The 23,057-nt window shown below is 53.1% G+C and carries 17 protein-coding genes; 6 read left to right on the forward strand and 11 right to left on the reverse strand.

What is annotated here, in order from left to right:
• The first annotated feature begins 79 nt into the window (after nucleotides 1-79).
• From GT409_RS07020 to GT409_RS07040, 5 genes are all read left to right on the forward strand, one after another.
• Entirely contained in the window at nucleotides 80-1,585 is a 1,506-nt protein-coding gene (locus GT409_RS07020; protein WP_160628317.1) for a sulfatase-like hydrolase/transferase, read from the forward strand.
• Between the two features lie 46 nt (nucleotides 1,586-1,631).
• Nucleotides 1,632-3,269: a hypothetical protein gene (locus GT409_RS07025; RefSeq protein WP_160628319.1), complete on the forward strand. Its 1,638-nt coding sequence runs from the start codon at nucleotides 1,632-1,634 to the stop codon at nucleotides 3,267-3,269.
• 184 nt (nucleotides 3,270-3,453) lie between these two features.
• Nucleotides 3,454-5,250 carry a hypothetical protein gene (locus tag GT409_RS07030; RefSeq protein ID WP_160628321.1) on the forward strand — a complete coding sequence of 599 codons (1,797 nt, stop codon included), beginning with the start codon at nucleotides 3,454-3,456 and terminating at the stop codon, nucleotides 5,248-5,250.
• A 158-nt stretch (nucleotides 5,251-5,408) separates the two neighbouring features.
• A complete protein-coding gene (locus GT409_RS07035; protein WP_160628323.1) occupies nucleotides 5,409-7,694 on the forward strand; it encodes a sulfatase family protein in 2,286 nt (761 codons plus the stop codon).
• 106 nt (nucleotides 7,695-7,800) lie between these two features.
• The gene (locus GT409_RS07040; protein ID WP_160628325.1) at nucleotides 7,801-9,609 is read left to right on the forward strand and encodes a right-handed parallel beta-helix repeat-containing protein; all 1,809 of its coding nucleotides are present in this window, start codon (nucleotides 7,801-7,803) and stop codon (nucleotides 9,607-9,609) included.
• Here GT409_RS07040 and GT409_RS07045 read toward each other — a convergent pair whose 3' ends face one another.
• The 9 genes from GT409_RS07045 to GT409_RS07085 form a co-directional block, all read right to left on the reverse strand.
• Nucleotides 9,610-10,395 (reverse strand): IclR family transcriptional regulator, encoded by a 786-nt coding sequence (locus GT409_RS07045; protein WP_160628327.1) that lies wholly within the window; start codon nucleotides 10,393-10,395, stop codon nucleotides 9,610-9,612.
• Between the two features lie 42 nt (nucleotides 10,396-10,437).
• Nucleotides 10,438-11,163, reverse strand: a complete 726-nt coding sequence (locus GT409_RS07050; RefSeq protein ID WP_160628329.1) for a pyridoxine 5'-phosphate synthase — start codon at nucleotides 11,161-11,163, stop codon at nucleotides 10,438-10,440.
• The gene (locus GT409_RS07055; RefSeq protein WP_160628339.1) at nucleotides 11,156-12,340 is read right to left on the reverse strand and encodes a diguanylate cyclase domain-containing protein; all 1,185 of its coding nucleotides are present in this window, start codon (nucleotides 12,338-12,340) and stop codon (nucleotides 11,156-11,158) included. The genes GT409_RS07050 and GT409_RS07055 overlap by 8 nt, the downstream gene beginning before the upstream one ends.
• A gap of 31 nt (nucleotides 12,341-12,371) precedes the next feature.
• Nucleotides 12,372-12,881, reverse strand: a complete 510-nt coding sequence (locus GT409_RS07060) for a peptidoglycan-associated lipoprotein (protein WP_160628341.1) — start codon at nucleotides 12,879-12,881, stop codon at nucleotides 12,372-12,374.
• A gap of 25 nt (nucleotides 12,882-12,906) precedes the next feature.
• A complete protein-coding gene (locus GT409_RS07065) occupies nucleotides 12,907-14,106 on the reverse strand; it encodes a PD40 domain-containing protein (protein ID WP_160628343.1) in 1,200 nt (399 codons plus the stop codon).
• 62 nt (nucleotides 14,107-14,168) lie between these two features.
• Nucleotides 14,169-15,128 (reverse strand): hypothetical protein, encoded by a 960-nt coding sequence (locus tag GT409_RS07070; RefSeq protein ID WP_160628345.1) that lies wholly within the window; start codon nucleotides 15,126-15,128, stop codon nucleotides 14,169-14,171.
• A 29-nt stretch (nucleotides 15,129-15,157) separates the two neighbouring features.
• Entirely contained in the window at nucleotides 15,158-15,898 is a 741-nt protein-coding gene (locus GT409_RS07075; protein WP_160628347.1) for an energy transducer TonB, read from the reverse strand.
• A gap of 2 nt (nucleotides 15,899-15,900) precedes the next feature.
• On the reverse strand, nucleotides 15,901-16,311 hold the full coding sequence (locus GT409_RS07080) for an ExbD/TolR family protein (protein ID WP_160628349.1): 411 nt from the start codon (nucleotides 16,309-16,311) through the stop codon (nucleotides 15,901-15,903).
• A complete protein-coding gene (locus GT409_RS07085; protein ID WP_160628351.1) occupies nucleotides 16,312-16,992 on the reverse strand; it encodes a MotA/TolQ/ExbB proton channel family protein in 681 nt (226 codons plus the stop codon).
• A gap of 196 nt (nucleotides 16,993-17,188) precedes the next feature.
• Here GT409_RS07085 and GT409_RS07090 point away from each other — a divergent pair, with 196 nt between their 5' ends.
• Nucleotides 17,189-18,337 carry a glycoside hydrolase family 10 protein gene (locus tag GT409_RS07090; RefSeq protein ID WP_160628353.1) on the forward strand — a complete coding sequence of 383 codons (1,149 nt, stop codon included), beginning with the start codon at nucleotides 17,189-17,191 and terminating at the stop codon, nucleotides 18,335-18,337.
• Between the two features lie 35 nt (nucleotides 18,338-18,372).
• On the opposite strand, the gene GT409_RS15880 is transcribed toward GT409_RS07090, so the two are convergent.
• Nucleotides 18,373-20,385, reverse strand: a complete 2,013-nt coding sequence (locus GT409_RS15880; RefSeq protein WP_233231627.1) for a hypothetical protein — start codon at nucleotides 20,383-20,385, stop codon at nucleotides 18,373-18,375.
• Between the two features lie 90 nt (nucleotides 20,386-20,475).
• Nucleotides 20,476-22,968: a DNA mismatch repair protein MutS gene (mutS, locus tag GT409_RS15885; protein ID WP_233231628.1), complete on the reverse strand. Its 2,493-nt coding sequence runs from the start codon at nucleotides 22,966-22,968 to the stop codon at nucleotides 20,476-20,478.
• Nucleotides 22,969-23,057 lie beyond the last annotated feature (89 nt).

Consider the following 23,057-nt stretch of genomic DNA (forward strand, 5'->3'; position numbering starts at 1 on the left):
ATGGCGGCGAGCTTTCAGTATTTTTATATTAGAAATCGATTTCATATATATTATTACTGTTGTTGTTGTGGAGTGCAGGGTGAAAAGACGAGTGGTTGTGATGATGACGGATACGCAGCGCAAGGATATGGTGAGCTGCTACGGGAATCCGGAGATGAAAACGCCGAATCTGGATCGGCTGGCCGCGGAGGGCGCGCGGTTTGAAAAGGCATATACCTGCCAACCGGTCTGTGGACCGGCGAGGGCAGCTCTGTTTACCGGAACCTGGCCGCATATCAACAACGGCTGGAGCAATTCGATGGCGCTGGATGCCAGAACCCGGACGTTGGGGCCGCGGGCTCAGGCAGAGGGATTGCATACGGCTTATATCGGCAAATGGCATCTTGACGGCGGTGACTATTTTGGAGATGGAATCTGCCCGGAGGGGTGGGATCCGGATTACTGGTATGACATGAAACGTTATCTTGACGAGCTGTCCGCTGAAGAGCGGATGGCGTCGCGCAGGGAGGAAACCAACCTCATCGGCGATGGTGTTCAGGAGGGGGATACGTTCGGGCATCGGGTTGCCGACCGCGCCGTGGATTTTCTCGAAAAGCATGGAGAGAATGATTTTCTGCTGGTGGTTTCCTTTGACGAGCCGCATGACCCGTTTCTTGCTCCGCAACGCTTTATTGATATGCATAAAAACACGCGTTTGCCATGGCGGAAAAACATGACGGACCCGCTGGCGGACAAACCCGAGCATCAGCGCGTCTGGGCCGGCAGTCGAATGGAGCAGGATCGCGAGGATCTGGATCTGGCGTATCGGAATTTCTTTGCCTGCAACTCGTTTGCGGATTATGAGATCGGGCGGGTGCTGGATGCGATTGACCAGCATGCTCCGGATGCGCTGGTGGTTTATACCTCGGACCATGGCGATATGCTGGAGAGTCACCGAATTATAAATAAGGGACCGGTGATGTATGATGAGATCACCAATATTCCGTTTATTGTCCGCTGGCCGGGCGTGATTCCTTCGGGATCGGTCAGCGAGAATCTGATTTCCCATATTGATGTTGTGCCGACGGTTCTCGACGCCATTGGCGCTTCAGAGGTTCCGAAGGTGCTTCACGGCAAAAGCATGGTTCCGATGTTTGGAAATCTGTCTGAATCGAGCAGTGACGAAATTTTTGTCGAGTTCGGACGCTATGAAATCGATCATGATGGGTTTGGCGGATTCCAGCCGGTTCGCTGTGTCCGCAATGATCGCTATAAGCTGGTGATCAATCTGCTTTGTACGGATGAGCTGTATGATATGCAGGAGGATCCGGAAGAAATGGTGAACCTGATTGAGAACCCGGAGCATGTTCCGGAGCGCGACAGCCTGCACGACAAGCTGATCGAGTGGATGAATGAAACACGCGATCCGTTCCGGGGTTATTACTGGCAGCGCCGACCCTGGCGTGCGGATGCGCCATCTGCAACGTGGGAGTTCACCGGATGCACACGTCAGCGCGAGCCGGATACCGGGGAATCCCGTCAGCTGGATTATGATACGGGAATGCCGATGAGTGAGGCGGTCCGGCACAAGAGACCATGTTTTTAATGAACGCACAGCGTTCTCTATAAAACAGAGATAAAAGGAGAGGTGTATGAAAAAGTGGATAATTACAGTATGTTTACTGATCGTCAGTATGTCGGTTGCACGGGCCAAGATTGTCTTTCAGGATGATTTTTCCGGTGCTGCAGGGATGGCAAAAGATAACATCAGTCCTGAAGTTTCGTGGGACGCATATGCTGATGCGGGGGCGGCGCTGTTGGATGGCGAAGGCCGTTTGTATTCCAATGATTCTGCATTGGATAGTGCCAACTGGCGCCTGTTAGGCGGAACGGTGGATGATGCATGGGCAAATGCTGATGTCATTAAATATACGGTCGTTATGCGTACGCCGACGGCAAACTACATCAATATCGGGTTTCAAAATACGAATGTTAATGGTCTGGAATCGGCTGCTGCTGAGGCTGGTCCCTTTGTTCGTTTCAGAAGTGTCGGGAATATCAACCTGTATGGTGGTGATGGTGTAGATCTGAATCTTTCCAAGACCTTCCTCGCGGCATATACCGGAGGAAGTGTGGTGACAGCCGAGGTGAGTTATGTAGTGGCGGATCAAACCGTTGATATTGCTATCAACGGGGTGACACTTGGAACAAATCTTAAAATCACTCAGACCCTGGGTACGGTTGAGAGTACGCCGACGCTGTTCAGTCTTCAGATTAACTTCAAGAATCAGGATACGGTGGAGAATGGCGGAGCATACATTGACAGTCTTACCGTTGAGACATTCGATTCTGTTTTGGTGAAGGACACGGTTTTTCAAGACGATTTTTCCGGGGCGGCCGGAACGGCAAAAGACAATATCAGTCCTGAGGTGACCTGGGATGGATATACCGGAGTCGGACTGGCGGTGCTGGACGGCGCCGGGCGCCTGTATTCAAACAATTCCCTTTCTCGGGATGCAAACTGGCGCCTGCAGGGCGGCGTTGTTTCGGGAGATGGGTGGACGGATGCAGACGGAGTCAGGTTTACGGCGACGGTTCGTACCCCGACCAACAATAATGTGAACATCGGGTTCCATGATTTCAATGCCAACGGACTGATTAATGTCTCCAGCGGGGGGGGGCCGTATGTGTGCCTGACGAGCGTCGGCAATGTTCAGGTTTACGGGGGAGAAGGTTCTGAAAACCAGATCGGCGGCTATGTGGGGCTCTATACGCCGGGCGATGTGGTTACGGTGGAGTTTACGTACTGGAAAAGTTCCCAGACATACGATTTGTCTTTGAACGGGTCTGTGGTGGCGACAGGTATCGATGTCGTTCATACGATCAGCGGTGCTTCAGAGGTTCCGGTATTGGAGTATTTCCAGATTAACTTCAATCTTCAGGATTCTGTGGAGAACGGAGGAGCTTATGTGGAAGACCTTGCGATTGAGACGGTCGAGGTTATTTACGTAGATGCTCCTCCAGGGGTCATTCCTGAATTTGTTTCTGTAGAGGCTGTGTCGGGAAATATCCTTAAGCTGCTGGTTCATACTTCGGCAGATGCTCTTTCCGGTCAAACCATTGTTGGTCGCAGTTCACTGTCTGAGGGCGGATGGACAAACATTCCCTTTGCAAACAGTTCCAGTGGACCTTTTTGGATCACGAACCTGACCTACTCTGCGGTTGAGGGAACAAATTATGCAGTTTTTGTGGAAACTGACAGTCCGACAGGCTTCTTCGGTGTTGAGTGAACAGTTCGGTCGAAAGAGTGAATGATCCGATATGCTGTACAGAACGGGCAAGTTGACCCGCCCGTGCTTCGACAGGATTTAGAGCAACTGATGTTCATCGGATCGGTTCGGACGGGATGATAGTCAGACGCGCAGGCGTCTGACTATCTGAACAAGAGGTTATTCAAAAACCAAAGGTTTAGAAATGAATATTTTCTGTTCGATATGGATGGGGATGCTTGTTGTTCTTTCATCCAGTTCTTCTCCGGCGACTACTCTGCAGGAAATTATTTTGGAGAAGTATTCAAATGGCGATAATCCGATTATTATCCCGCCAGGAACGTATACGGAAACCACCACTACGGTGATTGAAAATCTAACTGGGTCGGCGGGAGATCCTCTGGTTATTAATTGTCAGGGGGTTTATAAAAATTTGAATGCAGAGAACGGCTATAAGTCTGCTTTGATCATGAGAGACTGTTCTTATGTGCGTTTAGAAGGGCTTCGAGTAGACTATACTCCATTGCCGTTAACCCAGGGACGAATTACAGATATAGACAGCGGTTCCACGACTGTTGAAATTCATGAAGGATATCCTCTGCCTGAGATCGGAGGAAACTGGGAGGGCAGCAGCTTCAATTTTGTGGTCAACCCATTAACAAGATATATTAAGGCGGATGCCAGGAATTTGTCTTTTACGAACTGTACTTTTGTTGGCGGGCGGAAGTACTGCTTTTCACATCAGGCTCTCGATGTGGACAATCGAACGACCAATGATTTGATGCGTGTTGCGTTGATTCCGTTAAAAGCGCATGGCATGCAGCTCATCCGGTGCAGTTATATGGATCTATATGATGTTCAGGTCCGGACAGCTCCCGGATTCGCCATATTGGATAAACAGGGGAATTCCAACCGTTATGAAGACGTCAAGGTGAACCAGGGGCCGGCTCCGGCCGGTGCTGTGGAAGGTCGTATTTTTTCTTCATTACGCGATGGCATGCATTTTTCCTGCTGTGAAACCGGCCCGGTTGTAACCAACTGCACGGTAGCTATGACAGGAGATGACGGCATTACTGTTCATGGGTTTACTGCTGCTGTTGTTTCCAATGTGGCAAACAGTACAACTGTTTATCTGAAGCCGTCTGTGCTGTTGTATGACCGTTTTGGAAATGGGGTTAATTATGTTCAGGGCGACAGTATGCTCTTTTATAAGGCTGATTCGGAAAGTCGTTTTGGTAATCGACAGGTTGTTTCAGTGACGGGGCCGGATGCTAATCACATATATACAGTTACTTTGAATGATACAATTTCACTGCAGAGCGGGGATGTGGCAGATAATCTGTCCAGACAGGGAAGTGGTTTTGAAATTGTTGGATCAACAGTCCGCGACACAGCGTCGCGCGGTATTGTGGTTAAGTCCCGACTGGGCAAAATCGGTGGAGAGAGCCCGGGGCAGGGCAATCTTGTTGCTTATACGTTTCTGTCCGGCATTCACCTTTTGGGAACTTTCAATGGAGACCGCGGAGACATAACCGCCGGCGAAGGAGCATTTTCGCGGAATATATATATCGGTAACAATACGATTAAGCATTCCAATCTCGGGAATACATCTGTTGACTGGTATTGCGGGGCGATTAACGTAAGTAACCAAGGTGCGGATTCCTGGGGAGCCAATGGCCACAAGATCATTACGATTGAATCAAATAAAATCTATAATGCGACTGCTGTGAACATTCAAATCGCTTTTTGCAATGATGTGGATGTAGTGGGAAATGAGTTTTATACCCCCTTTCAATATGCAGGGTATACCGTGGGAGACGGGGGCGTTCGGAGCGTCAATAATCACTCGCTTGTTTTTTTAGATAGAGTTGACGATGTTTATCTGAATAACAACAGCGTTTATGATCCACCTGCATCAACTTATGATTTCTGTGACTTCAATTCGAATACAGTCAGCAATATTTCTCCGGCGGATCCGGACGGTGCATTTGAATTAAAATGAGCAGAGTACGATAGATAATAGCGGCGTGCGGCTGATCGGATATTGATATAGGTGCACTTCTCCGGCAGATATGCCGTTTGCTGTCAGTCTATTCCTGATGGTGGATGGATAACGGATTTGGGAATCAGCATTTTCTGAAGATTTGAGGAACACATTAAATGATAAATAAAAGTACGAAATTGTTTGGAGTTACAATGTTGGCGACGCAGGTGCTGAATGCAGCCCCACCCAACATCGTTTTTGTTCTGGTTGATGATCTCGGTACCGGGTGGACTTCTCCTTATGCATCCCGGCTGACCGTAGATGATATTGAACCCGAAGTGTGTGAGTGGTACGCCCGGGAACGGGGAAAGGGAATGGCAGTCAGCAAGGATGCTCACCTGACTGCTGCGCAGAACTGTATGCCGTTTTTATCAAAGCTTGCCGCGGACGGTGCGGTTTTTACCCGCTGTTTTTCGTCGGCTAATCTTTGTGCTCCGAGCCGGGCGGGACTGCTGACCGGAACTTTTCAGCAGCGATGGGGTGCATATGCTAACCTGGACATTACCCTTTTTGGTCTTCCGGGCGATAAGGCTCTGCTGTCGGAATCACTGCATGCGGCGGGATATCAAACCGGGATGATCGGGAAATGGCATGTCTCCAGAGTGGATCCTGCCCTGAAGGGACAGGCTGGCGGCGATACATCCTGCCTGGATGGAGAGCATCCGTTGGACCGGGGCTTCGATTATTATTTTGGATATAATTCCCACGCGATCAGTTATTACGAATCCAAAGACCTTTGGGAAAACCGGACGCTGCTTCCCGCCCGTCCGGCGGGGGAGTTCCTGACGGATCTGCTTTCCGAAAAAGCCTGCGAGTTTCTCTTGTCGTCCCTGAGCAGTCATCAGCCGGTTTTTTTATATTATGCTCCAATGACGGTGCACGGGCCGCTGGTGAATGCGCCGTCTCAATATACGGAACCGTTTAAGACCGGTATCCCTTTCTCAGATAATTTTGCAGGGCATCTCTTGGCGCTGGATTCCGGTATCGAACAGATTTTCCAAACATTGGAAACATCCGGCCAGCTCACAAATACGCTGTTCATTTTTTCTGCGGATAACGGATGTTCCAGTTATAACGTGCCGCCCCAGAATGCTCCGAACCGCGGAGGGAAAGGCAACGGATGGCTGGGCGGGCTGAATGTTCCGCTGATTGTCTGGGATCCAGGCCGCGTGCTGCCCGGCTACAATGACGAAATCGTGAGCCTTTGCGACGTGATGCCGACGCTGCTTGATGCCGCCTCCGCTCCGGTTCCGGACGGTATTGATGGAAAAAGTCTTTGGCCGTTCCTGTGCGGGGATTCAGAAAACGGGCCGCGTGACTCGCTGGGGTCGACAGGGTTGCATGCGTCGCACTGGTCCTATTTTTATGAGGCCGAGGGAGAGATTAACAATTCGGATGCGGAGCGTTCTCCGCTGTATACGTGGATGCTTTACGACAATGATATGCTGTTGACTCGAATCTCAGAAACCCCTTCTGGACTTTATGAAAAACTTCCCGACGGACTCCCGTCGCGGACGCTGCTTCATGATCTTTCTGCGGACCGCCATCAGCGAGTGGATCTCAGTGATAAAATGCCTGAACGGGTGAAAGAATCTGAACGGGATATTTCCCGCTGGGTTTCCGAAATGAAGCCGCCCTTGCGGGCCCATCTGAACGATTATCAGTGGCTTCTGGGTGCGACTCGGGATGCCTCGGGGCTTCCGTCCTCCATGCACTCATCGATGTCTGTATCGGCAGAAGGTTTCTTTCAGGATTTTCAGTCAGGCACGTCGATCTATGAATATACAACCACTGGATATCCTTTTACGAACCGATTCAGTGGAATCTCTGGCGGAGTTATTGCCAAGGAGGGAGCCAATCAGTTTCTTCGGTTGACTGGCAATGTGGCCGACATGGGGTTCTGGCGGGCCGGGCGTCTGGCCGGCAACGACTTGTGTGGTGCCCCTTTAAGCAGTATGAAGGTGACGATGGATGTGAACTTTTCCGGGTTTACAGCCCGGTCGTTTTCCTTTGTGATCGGGTCTGGATTTGCGCACGGTGTCGGAACCGGTGCGGCTGTCAAAGGTCAGGAAATTTTCGGCCGGTTGCTTTTTTCCGGAAGCTCTTCGGGATGGACCCTGAACGGGGCCGCCGGCGCAGATGCCGAATGGCAGAAACTCAGTGTGTACCTGAATGACACCGGTAACCGCCTGACATATTCTGCGCCGGACGGAGTTTTATATGCTCTGGAAGACCGCCGGTACGACGTTTGGCTGGATCAGTCCCGGGTTTCCGCAGGAGCCGCTGCCGAGGAAGAGGCTGCTTTGCTGAGCAACATGAAACTGGGGATTGGCATGGCTGTTCCCGGAGTTTTTTCAATCGACAATATCGTGATCGAATCCATTCAGGATGAAAGTGAGTAACTAAAAAGAGCGTGATTTAGAAGATCAGCTGTATGATGACACCTCCAGTTGACGCCGCCCGTCCCGCAGTGGAATTTTTCAACGCATGAACAGAAAAAAGGAAATTATGATTTCAAAAGTAAAACCAGCCCGATTGGTTGGGAGTGGAACCGTTTGTGTCTGTGCGGGTCTGCTTCTGGCCGGATGCATGTTGCAACCATCTGAAGTGCGCACCTTTATTCCGGAAGAATTCGGTGCGGCAGGAGATGGTGTTCACGACGACAGTTTGGCTCTGAAGGAAGCCCTGGCTGCCATGCGACATTCTTCCGGCCCGGTCCGTCTGGTTTTTTCGGAAAAGACCTATCGCCTTGGGAAACAAACGGATAGTGATGCGCAGTTTGATTTATCGGGCATGAGTAATGTCGAAGTGGACGGGCGGGGTGCAACCCTGATCTTGAATCCTGTTAATGGTGTGGCCCGTTTTTTCAACAGTCGGAATGTTACCTTTAAAAACTTTGTGATTCAGCATGACCCGTTGCCGTTCATGCAGGGAACTGTTGTTTCTGCGGACAAGGCGGACGGCAGTTTTCTCTGGGAAATTCAGGACGGTTTTCCTCTTCCGCCTTCCGGGCAGTGGATGAAAAAGAACGGACATTTTTTTGATAATCCGGCAGCTTCACTGCCGAACGCTGACGAATGGGAAACCCGCAACGGCCCCGGCGGTCCATGGCAGTGGGGCATTGTCATTGAGGCTGAGTCGCGCAGGCTCAAGCCTGATTTCCCGAACCATTTATTTGTGGATTCGGTTGTGCCGGTCGACGGTAATGACTCTCGAATCTACCGGGTGTCTGTTGCGGAGCCCTATAGAAAACATATAAAGGACCTTTCTTCCGGCGAACGCTTTGTTCTTCCACGGTTTCGACGGACCAAAGAAGAGTTTTTCAGCCTGAAAGACAGGGGTTGGATGTATGAACAGAATGTTCAGATTCGTAAATCATCAGATATTAAAGTGGAGAATGTCACGTTTTATTCGGCTCGCCCTGGAATGGTTTTCGGCATCAGGCACAATATTGGACCGGTAACTGTTCGAGGCTGTACGGTCACCTGGCTGCCCGGATCGGATCGAGTGATTGCCTCCTGGCGGGACGGCACGCACTGCAAAAATAACCGGATCGGGCCGCTGATTGAAAACTGTCGCTTTGAAGGACTGTTTGATGACAGCATCAACCTCAGTGCGGATGCCGTAATGGCAAAAAGAGTAATTGCGCCGAATCAGTTTGAACTGACCTCATCCGGTTTTGAGCCGGGCGATCAGGTCGGTGTATTTCGGCCGGACCAGGACAGTTGGGATACCGGATTTTCAGTGGTTGAGTCGGATGGAGCAATCGTCATGCTGAACTGCCCGGTCGATGGAATCATTGTCGGTGAAATGCGGCCGAAGAAAGATGTGGAATCCACACAATTCTACAACCTGAGCTGTGCCAATGACGGCTTTATTGTTCGCAACAACTTTTTCGGGATCCAACGCCGGCATGCGGTGCTGGCGCGCTGTCGCGGACTGATCGAAAATAATGTGATCGATGGAGTGTGCGGCCGGGCGTTGGAGTTCTGCAATGAATTCGGATCGTTCTATGAAGGTCCGTTCCCGCGCGGGCTTCGCGTTTGCGGAAACCGGATTTCCAATACGGCATGGGCACCGGTTGTTATTAGGACAAAAGGCCCGGTCGGTATGGGGCCGGTCACTGGGGATATTCTGTTTGAGGACAATGAAATTTTCTTTGATGATGGAGCTCCCGTCGAAGTGGAGTGTTCAGAAAATGTCACATTCAAAGGGAACCGGTTTTTCCGAACGGACGGGACGCCGGTGTCAGGCACGGAGGCGGTTGAAACGAATGCTGCGTGTCGGGACATCCGGCTGCTGCCGGCAGATGGGTGATCAGGCTGTTTCGTTTTGCAGGGCCGTTGTAATTTGGGTGGCGCAGTCTTTGACCTGTCGCGCCAGTTCCGGAATTTTGTCTTTTGACATTCGGGAAGAGGGGCCGGTGATCCAGACGACCGCCAGCGGATAGCCGAATCGGTCGAGGATCGGTGCGCTGACGCAGTGCATTTCTTTCATCCATTCGCCCAGCCCGAGGGCGCAACCCTGTTCTTTTACTTTGGCCAGTTCCGTTTGGAGATCTTGTTTGCCGGTAATGGTTTTGTTCGTATATTTTTTCAACTGCAGTTTGTTGATGATTTCTTCCTGTTCATCTTCTGGAAGGAACGCCAGCAGGGCTTTGCCGGGAGCTCCGACGTGGAGGATGATCGGCTCGCCGATGTCATGGAGGAATTTAAATGGATGCAGTCCGGGATATTCCAGAATGGCGACCCCGCGGGCTTTGTTTGGCAGCAGCACTCCCAGCAGTGCGGTTTCTTTGGTGACGTTGCGAAGCTGTCGGAGATAGGGGGCGGCAATCTCGGAAATATTTTTATCGCAGGTTCCGACGCTGGAAACGGCAAACAGCTTGCTGGACATCCGGATGCGCTTGGTTTGTTCATCCCGCAGAAAGTATCCCTTGTCGATCATCGTCATCGAAATGCGGAAAACGCTGGTCGGCGATGCGCCGATTTCGTCTGCAATTTCCTTGAGCGTCAGGCCGTCCGGATGTTCCTTGAGCAGCTCGATAATAATCAGCGCTCTTTCCAGGTTTGGCACTTTATACTTGGAATTGATTTTATTCATGGTGAATAGAATTAACTCAGAGAACCTGTCGCGCAAAGAGTTTTAAGCGCCCATGGCCTGAATCATTTCCCGAACGGCGTTTTCGAGACCGATGAATACGGCGCGGGCAACGATGCTGTGACCGATGTTGAGCGTGTCGAGGTGCGGCACTTTCAGAATGCCGGGAAGGTTGTCGAGATTGATGCCGTGTCCGGCGTTGACCTGCAGTCCAAGTGAGTGCGCGTATTCTGCTCCATCAACCAGTTTTTGCAGCAGTTCTTCTTTTTCTTTGGGCGAGGTGGCGTCGCAGAAGGATCCGGTATGCAGTTCAACAACGCGCGCGCCGGTGTCGGCGGAGGCTTTCAGAATCTCTCTGTTGGCTTCGACAAAAAGGCTGACCTCACTGCCGTTCTGCTGCAGGCGCCGGACGGTATTTTCCAAGGTTTGGAAATTTCCGATGACGTCCAGTCCGCCTTCTGTTGTCAGTTCTTTCCGTTTTTCGGGTACCAGGCAGACTTCTGCCGGTTTAATGTCCAGAGCGATCTGGACGATTTCTTCCGCATTGGCCATCTCGAGGTTGATCGGAAGCGGGCAGTGCTCGCTGAGCCGGTAGACATCGGCGTCCTGGATATGACGGCGGTCTTCGCGCAGGTGAGCAGTAATGCTGACGGCGCCGGCCTGGGCGCAGGTTTCTGCAGCTTCCAGTGTGTCAGGATAATCGGTTCCCCGTGCCTGGCGCAAGGTGGCAACGTGGTCGATGTTAACGCCTAATTTAAGAGGTTTATTCATGATGAACTGCTTCTTTGTGCTTTACAGGATCGTAGACCAGGCATGTGGCTGTATCCCATTGGTGAATGATAGAGAGGGCCGCGTATGAGGCCTTGAATAGGTCACGCAGCGTGCGCCCGTGTTCCGGATGTCCGGCGATTCCGGCGCTAATGGATGTTTTGATGCGTTTTCCTTCAAACAGAAAGATTTCTTTCTGAACAGCTTCGCGGAGCCGGAGTGCAATCATCTCTCCCTGTTCCAGAGAGCAGGGGGCCAGGATGAGAAAGTCATCACGATGATAACGGCCGATCAGGTCGCTGTTGCGGGTCAGGCGCTGGAGGACTTCGCTGACTCCGGCAATAACTGCATCTGCAGCCCTCTCCCCGTGAAGAGAGATGATGTTGTCAATATGGTTGATACCGATGCATAAAACGGCTGCCGGATCTTTTTTGAGCCGGATTTCCGACAGATATTTTCTCATGTAGGAGCCGACGGCCTCCGGTTTAAGAACCCCGGTCAACGGATCGATAGACGAGTTTTTATCTTTTTTACCCAGTTCGCTTGTTGCCTCTGTTCCGCCATCCTCTTCTACTTCCGGAATTGCAGCTGTTTTCAGAGATTGCTCTGCGGTGAAAGATGCCGATTCCAGAGCATCGGTAGCACTGTTAATCAGCTCCTTAGTGCTCAGTCCGTTTGCCGGGAAGCGGCTGACTCCGGCCCGGAATGCAGTAATTTCTTGGATCGAGGATATTTCAGACCGAAGCTCTGTGATTATTCGTTCGGCCACGATCTGAACATTTTCTTCTTCTGTATCAATAATCGCTGCCACGCAATCCTTCTGAAACAGACAGGTTCTGTCGCATTCCTTACGAACCGTTTTTTTTAAGAGCTCCAGAAATTGTTTTTGTTTGGAACGAAGGTCCGGACTGTTGCTCTGGAATTGTATGACAAGAAGTCCGAACCCGGGTGATGTGCGACTGATTTTGCTGAGGTATCGGGTGACCTGAATGAAGAAAAAGTCATTGCAGTCTTCTGTAGTGGTCAACTCTTCTTCACTGAGCTGAATCAGTCGATGAAAACGAACAGTGCTGCAGATCAGGGTGATGATGCCGAACGCCAGGCCTGTCACAAGCAACAGCTGCCCGGCTTGAGCCAAGGGCAGCTGCTGAATTGCAAGGAAATGAAGGGTGCTCAGCATGAAGGTTGGGTATCAATGTTGCCGAGCAGAGTTAGTAATATAAAACAAACTCGCCGCGGCGATTCTGGCTCCATGCCGATTCGTCGTGACCGGGAACCACCGGGCTTTCTTCTCCGAGGCTTTTGGTCTGAATCCGATCCGCGCTGATTCCGAGTCCGGTCAGGTAGGAGCGGACCGCCAGGGCCCGGCGTTCGCCGAGAGCCAGATTGTATTCGCGGCTTCCGCGTTCATCGGAATGGCCCTCAATGATGACTGCTGTAGCAGGGTTTGCTTTCAGGTAATCGGCAACCGTTTCAACTTTACCGCGCTCTGCGGGGCTGACCTGGAAACTGTCATATGCAAAAAGAACCGGCTCGAACATTCCGGGATGTTCCATGCCGTCGGTAAATCGGCCGCTCATAGGAATTCCCCCCATCATATTCATATCCGTGCCACCAATCAGTGAACCCTGAACGCCGGCCGGATTTCTGCCGGGACTCTGACAGCCGGTCAGGGCGGCAACAGCCAGAATAAAGATAATCAGCAATGACAGTTTTTTCATTATGAACTCCCTCGTTTCCAAGTTTTTAACGCGGCGACCATGCAGGAGAAAGCCAGTTCCCACCGCCTTGAATTAAAGCTACCGGAGGGTCATTGACTGTGTCAAGGAGGTAGAGCCCGGATTGGTAACGAACCGTGCGGGTTGCCACCAGATGCCGGCCGTCTGGAGCCCACGAAGGATCTTCATAATCCGCTCCGTCTGTCGGCAGATATCGGGTCTCTCCGGTCGACGGGTGGATGATGGCCACATGGTAGCGTCCTCTTTCCCGGCTGGCACAGGCAATCCAGCCATTAGATCCCCAGTCCGGCGCAACATTTTCTGATCCGCGACGGCTGAGCCGTCGCGGGCGACCGCCATTGCGGCTGATAATATAAAGTTGCGGTGTGCCGCTTTGATCGGAGACAAAAACAATGTGGTTTCCGTCGGGAGACCAGCACGGGCTGGCTTCTGCGGCGCGCAATGTCTGTGTCATCCGCTGCGGAGTCCCGCGCGAAAGGCTTTGGATATAAAGTTCCGGGTTGCCGTCCTTGGAGAGAATCAGAGCCATGGTTTTGCCATCGGGTGAAATAGCAGCTCCGGTGTTCAGGCCGCCGTAGCTGGCGACGCCGTATCGTTTCCCTCGATTCAGATCGATGCGGTATAGGTCGGGGAAGCCTCTTGTAAATGAGGTGTAGAACAGGTTGTTGCCGGCCGGCCCCCAGTTCGGGCCTACGACAATACTTCGGTCGGATGTCAGCTGTCTGAGTCCTTTGCCGTCGGCATCGCAGAGCCACAGTTCTTTGGCGCCGGAGCGGGTCCCGACCAGAGCGATCTTTGTGGACGCGAACCCTTTGTGTCCGGTAATGGCTTCTACAATGTCGTCAGCGGCGCGGTGTGCGAGAGCTCGAACCTGTGCGGTTTCAAGTGCATAGCCTTTGGAAAGCAGTCGGGCCCGGTCGGCAGGGCGAGTGGCCTGAATTGAAGCCTGAATCTTTCCTCCCCGCTGGCTGACCGATCCATTCAGGAGAATTTCTCCCGAGCTTCGGGAGAGAGAAAACCATCCGGAAAGCCGGAGGTCGTTTTCCAGGGTTTGGAAAAATGTCTGAGATCCGGAGTCTGCGGCAATACGCATGCCGGATAGATTGATCGAGATTTTTCGATCGGCGGATTTTGCCACACGAACCTGCGCGCAGACGGAGGTGGTGAACAGGGCACAAAAACAAGAAAGGAACAGGAGCTTTTTCATAACTCCTATTCCTTATCGGAATCTTCTCTCTCCGGCAAGCTTAGGAGAGTGTTTTAGAAACATCAGTCGTCTACACGAACCTGCAGTTTGTAATATCCGGTCGGCAGGTTGGTGTTGGAGCTTGTGTCAACGAATGCGGTTTGCGACGCGGACAGGCCGGTTGCAATCGGAGTAAATCCGGAAAGAAGGTTTGAGGCCCAGAAAATGTCATAAACGCGGCCGGGTTTCCCGGTCCAGACCAGGCCGAACGGCCCGGTTTGGGTGGCTTGGAATGGTTCGCTGGACGTCGGGCTGATTCCGGCGGTGTAGGTCTGTAAATACGTCCACCCCGGGTTGCCGGACATCGCGACGGCGGAAAGTCCGGAAATCGAGCTGCTGTATTTCAGTTCCCACCAGTCCGGAATGCCGTCGCGGTCTGCATCCGGGGCCTGTGCGGCAATTTCTGTGTTTGCAATCTCGAGGTCATCCACAAAAACGGAATCGGAACTGTTGTTGGCAATCAGGACTTCTTCGATTTCCTGATTATCGGAGAAAAGCGGCAGAGCGGCGGCAACGGTTGTGCCGTTCATGCTCAGGTTCCAGGTCATGGTTTCATAGTCGCAGTAGACATCAAAGCGGGTCCAGACGTTGGTGGCGACGGGAGCGTTGATCTCAACCGGAGTGGTGTTGCTGTAGACTGTCAGGGTCAGGTTGGTGTTCACAAAGAAAGCGACGCTGGTATTGCCGGAAGTAACGGTTGGGTTTGTGTCCGGTGCGCTGGTAATAAATGCCTGAAAACGGGTCCAGATGGCATTTTGACTGTTCGTCAGTGAATGAGATACTGAGCCGTTCTGGACTTCGAGGGCCTGTGTGCCAGAGAAGGTCTGCGAAGTTTGCACATCGCCTGTCCCGGATTCAAGGACCCAGTTGTTCTGACCGCCGACGCTCCCGGTTGCCAGAGTTTCAAACGATTCTGACAGCAACGTGGATGCTCCCGCATATGCCGCCAGCACTGAGAAAAGAAGACACACAGTTGTTTTCATAACGTTTGTTTATACCTTAATCAGGCGGGTTAATCGAGTACGAATTCGATAATAATATTGCGGTTTATAGAGACGGACGGCGGGGTTGGAAGCTGGCTGAGCGCGTTGAGAGCCGCTTGAACAGACTGGTCAAATGCAGAGTTTCCTGAAGGTCCGGTCAGGGAGCGAAATGTGACTTGTCCGGCAGAGTTCACCCGGATGGTGGCGGTCGCTTTCGTCCCGTAAGGCGCTGTGGCCGGCTGTCGCCATACGGAGTAGAAACTGGGCTGGATTCGTCCGCAGTAGAGCAAATGCTGGTCCGCATTGGAGGTGGTGGTTCCTCCCAGTGCTTTCTGAATGTCGCTGGAGCTGATCTGTTTACGCACAGGCGTCTTCTGCACCGGCTTGCTGGGCTCCCGGGTGACGCGCTTGTTCTGCCGAATCACCGGTTTGGGCTTCCATTTCGGTTTTTCCGGTTCCGGCTTCGGTTCCGGCTTCGGTTTGGGCTTTGGTTTCGGTTTGGGTTTGGGGATGGGGGTTGGCTCTGGTTCGGGTTCCGGGGCTGGCTTTGGTTCGGGAGTCGGTTCCGGCTCCGGAGCCGGTTCGGGCTGAATGGTTGGTAAAATGGCCTCTGTGGCGGCTGGAGCAGGAGCTGCTTCAAAGAAAATAATAGTTTCTTTCGGTTTTGGACGGAAACAGCCGCGAAACAGCGAGGTCACCAGCAGAACAAAAACGATTCCGACGTGTGTTCCTAAAACGGTCCAGAAAATCCTGTTGCGGGCCGGCTTCACGTTTAATTCTCCGCTTCGGTCACCAGCGCCATACGGGTTACTTTCGCATCATACAGCATTTTCACCACTTCCGCCACGCGGCCGTATTCTACAGATTGGTCCGCCCGAACATAAACGGTTGTATCCGGCATCAATTGTCCGGTGCGCTGCATTTCGCCGGCCAGATCTTCTTTGAGGATGATCTCATCATCCAGAAAAAGCGTGCCCACCGCATCAATCGTGATGCTGCGGGTGTCCGGGTTGTCCAGGTCCGCCGCTTTGCCTTTAGGCAGGTTCACGGGAATTCCCTGCTCAATCAGCGGGAACGTGATGATAAACGTAATCAGCAGAATAAACGTCAGGTCCATCAGCGGAGTCATATTGATCTCACTGATTTCCTTCAGCGCAACCAGACTGGTTTTTCTTCGTCCCATTTACGCCTCCGTTGTGCCGAAATGCTGTTGAACGGCTGTGCCGAACTCCTGCACAAAGTTATCCATTTGTACCGACAGCCGTCTGATGCGTGTCGTCAGCAGGTTGTAGCCGATCGCCGAAGGCAGGGCGACCAGCAGGCCAACCACCGTTGTCAGCAGCGCGCCCGCAATTCCCGGAGCAACCGCCGAAAGGGTTGCGGCGCCCGAAGCTGCCATGCCGCCGAATGCATCCATCACACCCCAGACTGTTCCGAGCAGTCCGAGGAACGGACAGGCGCTCACCGCAGTAGCCAGAAGTCCCATGCCGTCTTCCAGCAGCAGGGCTTCGTCCGCCATCGTGCGGTCGACCACCGCGCGCACGGCTTCCACCTGATACACCGACAGCGGAGGGTTTCCCTGAGTCGAAATGGCTGCACAGCCAGCCTCATAAATGGTATTGAGCGGACTTTCCGGAATCCGGCGTCCCTGCTCAAACGGATTGCTTTTCTGGCGGAACAACGAGAGAAACCGTTCTGATCCCAGCCGGGCGCGCGAAAGCTGGAACATTTTGGTGAACATCACATACCATACGCCGACCGAGCTGACAAACAGCAGCAGAATAATCAGCTTGCCCGGCAGGGCGCTCTGGTTAAACATTTCCATCACATTACCTAAAAAAATCGGCAGCAGCAGCCCGTTCATAAATCATCTCCGTTCCAGGGGTTGGAAAAAAACTCCCACTCATTTTTCCAGACATTGGAAAAAATGCGAACCTCATTTTCCAAGGTTTGGAAAAAACAGCAAGCCGCAAGGCAGATGCAGTCTAATCTGGGGGAATCTGAGGGTGTCTATGCAATAGACTTTCAATGGGTGGAAGAAATGGATTAGGCTCAGGGGCATGAAAACACGTCTGATTATCTGCCTTCTCCTTCTGCCCCTCATTCTTTTTGCCGGTGCCCGGCCTCCGAAAATGCCGGAGGTGCGTGCGATCTGGGTGACCCGGTTCGATTACAAATCGCCGCGCGATGTGTCTTCTATTATCATTAACTGTGCTCAGGCCGGATTTACGGATATTTTCTTTCAGGTGCGCGGCAATGGGACGGTGTTCTATCCGAGCCGGGTGGAGCCGTGGGCCTTTGAGCTGCACGGAAAAGATGTGGCCAATACGGGAAAGAATCCCGGGTGGGATCCGTTGCTGACGGCATCCGCGTGGGCCAAGCGGTATGGAATCCGGCTGCATGCCTACATTAATGTTCTTCCCGGCTGGCGCGGAGTGAAAAACCCTCCGGCGTCTGCCGGGCAGCTTTGGACGGCGCATCCAGACTGGTTCATGGTCGATTCGACCGGAGCGAAAATGCGCCCAACCAGTGCATGGTACAGCTTTGTGAATCCGGCGCATCCGGCGGTTCGCAGTCATCTGTCGCAGATCGCCGCAGAGCTTGCGCGCTACGACATCGCCGGGCTTCACCTCGATTACATTCGCTTCCCTTACGATTACAAGAGTGTTGCCCGCGAGGTATACCCGAATGCATCCAAAGCTGAAATCCAGGCGCATTCCACGTTTTCGTTTGACCGGCTTTCGCTCTCGATGATGCACAATTCCTCGTCCCGCAAAAAATGGGATGACTTTCGCCGCGATTCGGTTACGCAGGTGGTGCGCGATTTGAACAGTACGTTCCGCCGTCAGCACGGCCCGGCACCGGCGGTGATTTCGTCCAGTGTTCTTGCCGATTTAGATTCCGGATACATGCATGCGTTTCAGGACAGTCGGCGGTGGGCTAAGGAGCGGGCGGTCGACTGGCTGGTTCCGATGAACTACAATGCGTCGCTGTTTGATGAACGGCTTGCGTTGATGAAGCGCTCTTTGGGCCGGCGGGCCACTGCGGGTCAGCTGGTGGTTGGAATTAACTGCGCCGGTGATCTGCAGGAAATCCGCCGGGAGATTGCTGCATCACGGCAGGCGGGGTGCCGGGGCTTTGCTTTGTTTGCCTATTCCCATTTGTTTAAGGATCATCAGCCGACGGCTAAAGCCCGGGTGCTGAAATAAAAAAGCCCCGGGCTTCCGGGGCTTGAAGAAGGGGGTTACTGAAGCTCTTTGGGTAGAGTCATCCCGTCTTTTGATTTCAGAGGCTCCGGTGGTTTTTTCAGCGTTTTACTTCCGGCAGCTTCCTGCTGTTCAATGGTGGCTTCTTCCGGCTGGAAGAATTTATTGAGCTGTTCGGCTGCATCGCGGACTTTGTCTTCGTCTCCTTTGAGACGGTAGGCCTGATAAAGTCCCGTCCAGACACGGGAGCTGCGCGGAGTTATTTTTGCAGCCAGTTCCATGCATTTGATGCCTTCAGACAGTTTTTTCTGTTTGATCAGGCTGTAGCCGAGGCCAAGCCACGCCTGGGCCATGTTGGGGCAGTGTGTTGTAATGGTGCGATAAATCGACTCTGCTTCTTTGGCGCGATTTAAGGCGAGGAAAATTTCACCGGCGCCAACCAAGCGTGACGAATTTCCGAATTTAAAGAGACCGGCGTTTTTTGTGATATAGGCTTGGCGGGTCTTTTCCAGCACTTTCAGTCCGTACTGCTGGATGCTTGGGTCATTGATCAGCGTTTCATATTCAGAAAGATTGCGAACCAGAATGATGGTGGACCCGTCAAAATAAACCAGTTTCCAAACCTTGGAAGAGGCAAGACGGTTGGCCAGAGCCCCGGAGTTTGGCCATGCACCATTAAGGACCACGGCGTGTGGGTTCCAGTCGGACATGATGGATTCCCATGGAGCGGCCTGTCCCAGCAGGGCTTTGTTCAGATTTTTATAAAAATCATTTCCGTACAGAGACGTTCTTGTGTCGGTAAACACCTTGCGGGTTGGATTCTGTACAAAGAGATATCCACCGTCATGAGCAATGTTCAGAATTCGTTCCGGAAAGTCGTCGCGGTCCAGCAGTCCGGCGGCGGCAACAGGAAAGGCTTCTTCTTCTACGCCCAGGCCGACTTTCGAAGCACTTCCGATATGAACATAAGCACTGTTGGTAACGATGCTTCCAGCAGTGATCACCATCAGAACCAGAGTGATTATGACCATCACTTTGTGCAGGAGGTCGCCGTTCATTTTGAATGTGCTCGTCAGCGTGCGCGACAGGTATTCACTGACCGCATTAAAGCTGAGAATCATGAACGGAAGCGCCAGTACGGTGAAGGATTGCAAGGCGCCAATGGATCCGACGGTCAGAAGGGCACCGACCATCGCCAGCAGTGTGATGACCGGCGGCAGGCGTTTCTGGAGCGTTATCAATCCGCCGGCCCCCAGAACCAGCGAGAACAGGTAGAGGCTTGTAATAAAGCCTTGCGGGAATCCTCCGCTGAACAGGGAGATCCATTCCAGTCCGTCGGTTCCGGTCAGAAGCTTCCAGTTGGCAATGATGTGAATATGAAGGTTGATCAGGTTTGGGTTGATCAGAGTTACCAAAAGAGCCGCCCCGGACAGCGCGAACAGACGGGTGGTCAGAGGGGTGACCAGTGACGTGCGTGCTGTCGAGCGGATTGCCTGCCGGTTTTCCAGTGCAAGAAACAGAATCAGGGCAGGTCCAAACAGGAATGACGGATGAGTGTTGGTCCACAGAATCTGAAGCACGAGCAGGATAGCAGTCATTGCGGTGAAGTTTTTCATCCGATACAGCAGTGTGACGAACAGCGCGGTGAAAAACAGGGCGAATGCGACCGGACCCGGATTAAAAACCGGAAGCAGCAGCCATGCACAGACCAGAAGTGAGAGTCCCTGACTGAGCGGGCCTCCCCATTCCCTTCCGAGACGGAACATCAGGATAAATGCGGCCAGCAGAAGGGCCACATGCACTCCCGTAACCAGCGGAGCTCCGCCCATCGACCATAACACTGCAACCGTTTTGTTATAAAGGGGATTGAGGTCAACCCATTGATGATCAGCCATTGTGTAGGCGATGGGATCGCCGGAGTAACTGTCTGCCTGGCCCAGAGCAATATGTGTGAAAATGTCGGGGTTACTGATTGTTCGAATGCCGGTCAGTGTGATGAGAACAAAACCAAACACAACAAGAACAAGACCAAGGGACTTCTTACTGCTCATAAACAAAGGCTCCTTCAACGATTCCAATTGCAGACTAATCATTATTAGTCTTCGAAGGCTGGCTTTACAAGCAGTAAACCGACTTGCGCTTTAAAACAAATCCATCTGGGAATCGTTGTCTTTTTTGCGTTTTGTGCGGTGCTGTGCAAGCTTTGGAGAGCCTTCTCTTTCGAACTCTCCCTCTTCGAGATTCTTTAGAATTTCATTGGCGCGGTTCAGCACGGTTTCAGGCAGACCGGCCAGCCGGGCGACGTGGATTCCGTAACTCTTATCTGCCGCACCGGGAACAATCTTGCGCAGGAAGGTGATCTGGTCGCCGCGTTCTTTCACCAGCACATTGGCGTTCTGGACGCCCGGCATGGTCAGGCTCAGATCCGTCATCTCGTGATAGTGTGTTGCAAACAGGGTCTTGGCGCGAACGGACGGATTGGTGCAAAGATGCTCCGCAACCGACCATGCAATCGAAATTCCGTCGAACGTACTCGTTCCGCGTCCGATCTCGTCGAGCACGATCAGGCTCTTCGGCGTGGCATTGTTGAGAATATTGGCGGTTTCCTGCATCTCGACCATAAAAGTGGATCGCCCGCGCGCGAGGTCGTCGCTGGCTCCAACGCGCGTGAAGACACGATCGACCAGTCCGACCTTTGCTTCGCCTGCCGGAACGAAAGAGCCGATGTGTGCCATAATCGTAATCAGCGCCACCTGCCGGATGTAAGTTGATTTACCGGCCATGTTCGGGCCGGTGATGATCACCAGCTGATGATCCGCACAATTGAGCGTTGTGTCGTTGGGAACAAAGCGCTCGGCGTCCGGCATCTGCTCGACCACCGGATGGCGGCCGTCGACAATTTTTAGATCATCATTGTCGCTCATCTGCGGGCGGACGTAGCGGCGGGTCAGCGCGTTTTCTGCAAAGGCGGCCAGAATATCAGCTTCGGCGACAGCGCGCGCGTTGCGCTGAATCGTATCGATTTCTTTGACGATTTCCTCGCGGATCTGCATGAACAGCTCCAGTTCCAAAGCAACCGCCCGTTCCTGTGCGCCGAGAATCTTGTTTTCGTATTCCTTCAGCTCCGGCGTAATGAAACGCTCCGCATTCGTCATCGTCTGCTTGCGGACGTATTCCTCCGGTACCATCGACAGGTTGGACTTCGTCACCTCAATGAAGTAGCCGAACACCTTGTTATAGCGGATTTTCAGCGACTTAATGCCGGTGCGCTCCTGCTCCGCGGCCTGAAACTCGGCCAGCCACTGCTTGCCCTTGCTTCCCGCAGCGCGCAGATCGTCAAGATCCGCCGAATAGCCCGAACGGATCATTCCGCCGTCTTTGGTCGAAACGGCCGGCTCGTCGTCGATCGCTTCGTCGATCATTTTTCCAAGGGTTGGAAGTTCGGTGATCGATTTTTCCAATGTCTGGAAGGCAACTGCGTTGCGGCACAGAAGTTCTTTCAAAGCAGGAAGTTGGTCCAAAGATTCGCCGACGGCGCGCAGGTCGCGCGCGTTGCCGCCGCCGGAGCCGAGGCGCGACATAATGCGTTCCATGTCGCGCATGCTGCCGAGGATTTCGCGGACGTCATTCAGAAGCATGCGGTTGGTGGTAAAGGCTTCGACGGCGTCGTGGCGTGCGTTGATGGCGGACAGCTCGCGCAACGGCCGGACAATCCATTCGCGCAGCATGCGCGCGCCCATTGCGGTACGGGTTGAGTCGAGCACGGAGAGCAGGGTGGACTTTGGCCCCTGCCGTGCCGGGTTGAGCGGCGCGACCAGCTCGAGATTCATCGCGGTTGTTTCGTCGAGCAACAGGTAGTCGTCCGGGTTTTTGAGCTGGATGCGGCGGACGTGTGCGAGGTTGCGGCGCAGTTCGGTGTTTACATAGTAGAGCACGGCGCCGGCGGCGCGCAGGCCGAGCGGCGCGTTTTCGCAGCCGAATCCTTTGAGCGAATGCACCTTAAAGTGACGAAGCAGCACGTCTTCGGCGTTGTCGGCGTCAAAGGTCCAGTCTTCGCAGATGGTTTTGAGCACGTTGCCGAGAATCGGGTCGATCAGGTCGTCCTCGAGAGAAAGTTCGGGGACGATGCATTCCTGCGGGGCGTAGCGGGCGAGGTTGCCGCGCAGCGCGTCGGCGCTGGCGGATTCCTCGATCCAGAACGCGCCGGTCGAGAGGTCGAGCATGGCGAGGCCGAAGTGATTGCCGTCGCGCACCATGCCGGCGAGGTAGTTGTTCTGGGAGCGGTCGAGCGAGCCTTCATCGAGAATGGTGCCGGGAGTGATAATGCGCGTCACTTCGCGTTTCACGATGCCTTTGGCGGCGGCGGGATCCTCGACCTGCTCGCAGATGGCTACCTTTTTGCCGGCATCGATCAGGCCGGCCAGGTAACCGTCCGCGGAGTGGAACGGAACGCCGCACATGGGGATGTCGTGGCGCTTGGTCAGGGTAATGTCGAGAATGCGTGCGGCCTCTTTGGCGTCGTCCATGAACATTTCATAGAAGTCGCCCAGCCGGAAGAAGAGGATGGTGTTTTCGGGCAGTTCGCGGCGGATGCGCCGGTACTGATCCATCATCGGTGTAGATTTTTTCGCCATAAGCCCGTCAGGCTAACAAACAAGCAGGTTGGCCGCAACGCAGTTGGCGCCAAACTTTGGGAAAACGGTCTGGATTTTTTTCAGCCGTT

Source organism: Tichowtungia aerotolerans (assembly GCF_009905215.1).
Lineage (GTDB): Bacteria > Verrucomicrobiota > Kiritimatiellia > Kiritimatiellales > Tichowtungiaceae > Tichowtungia > Tichowtungia aerotolerans.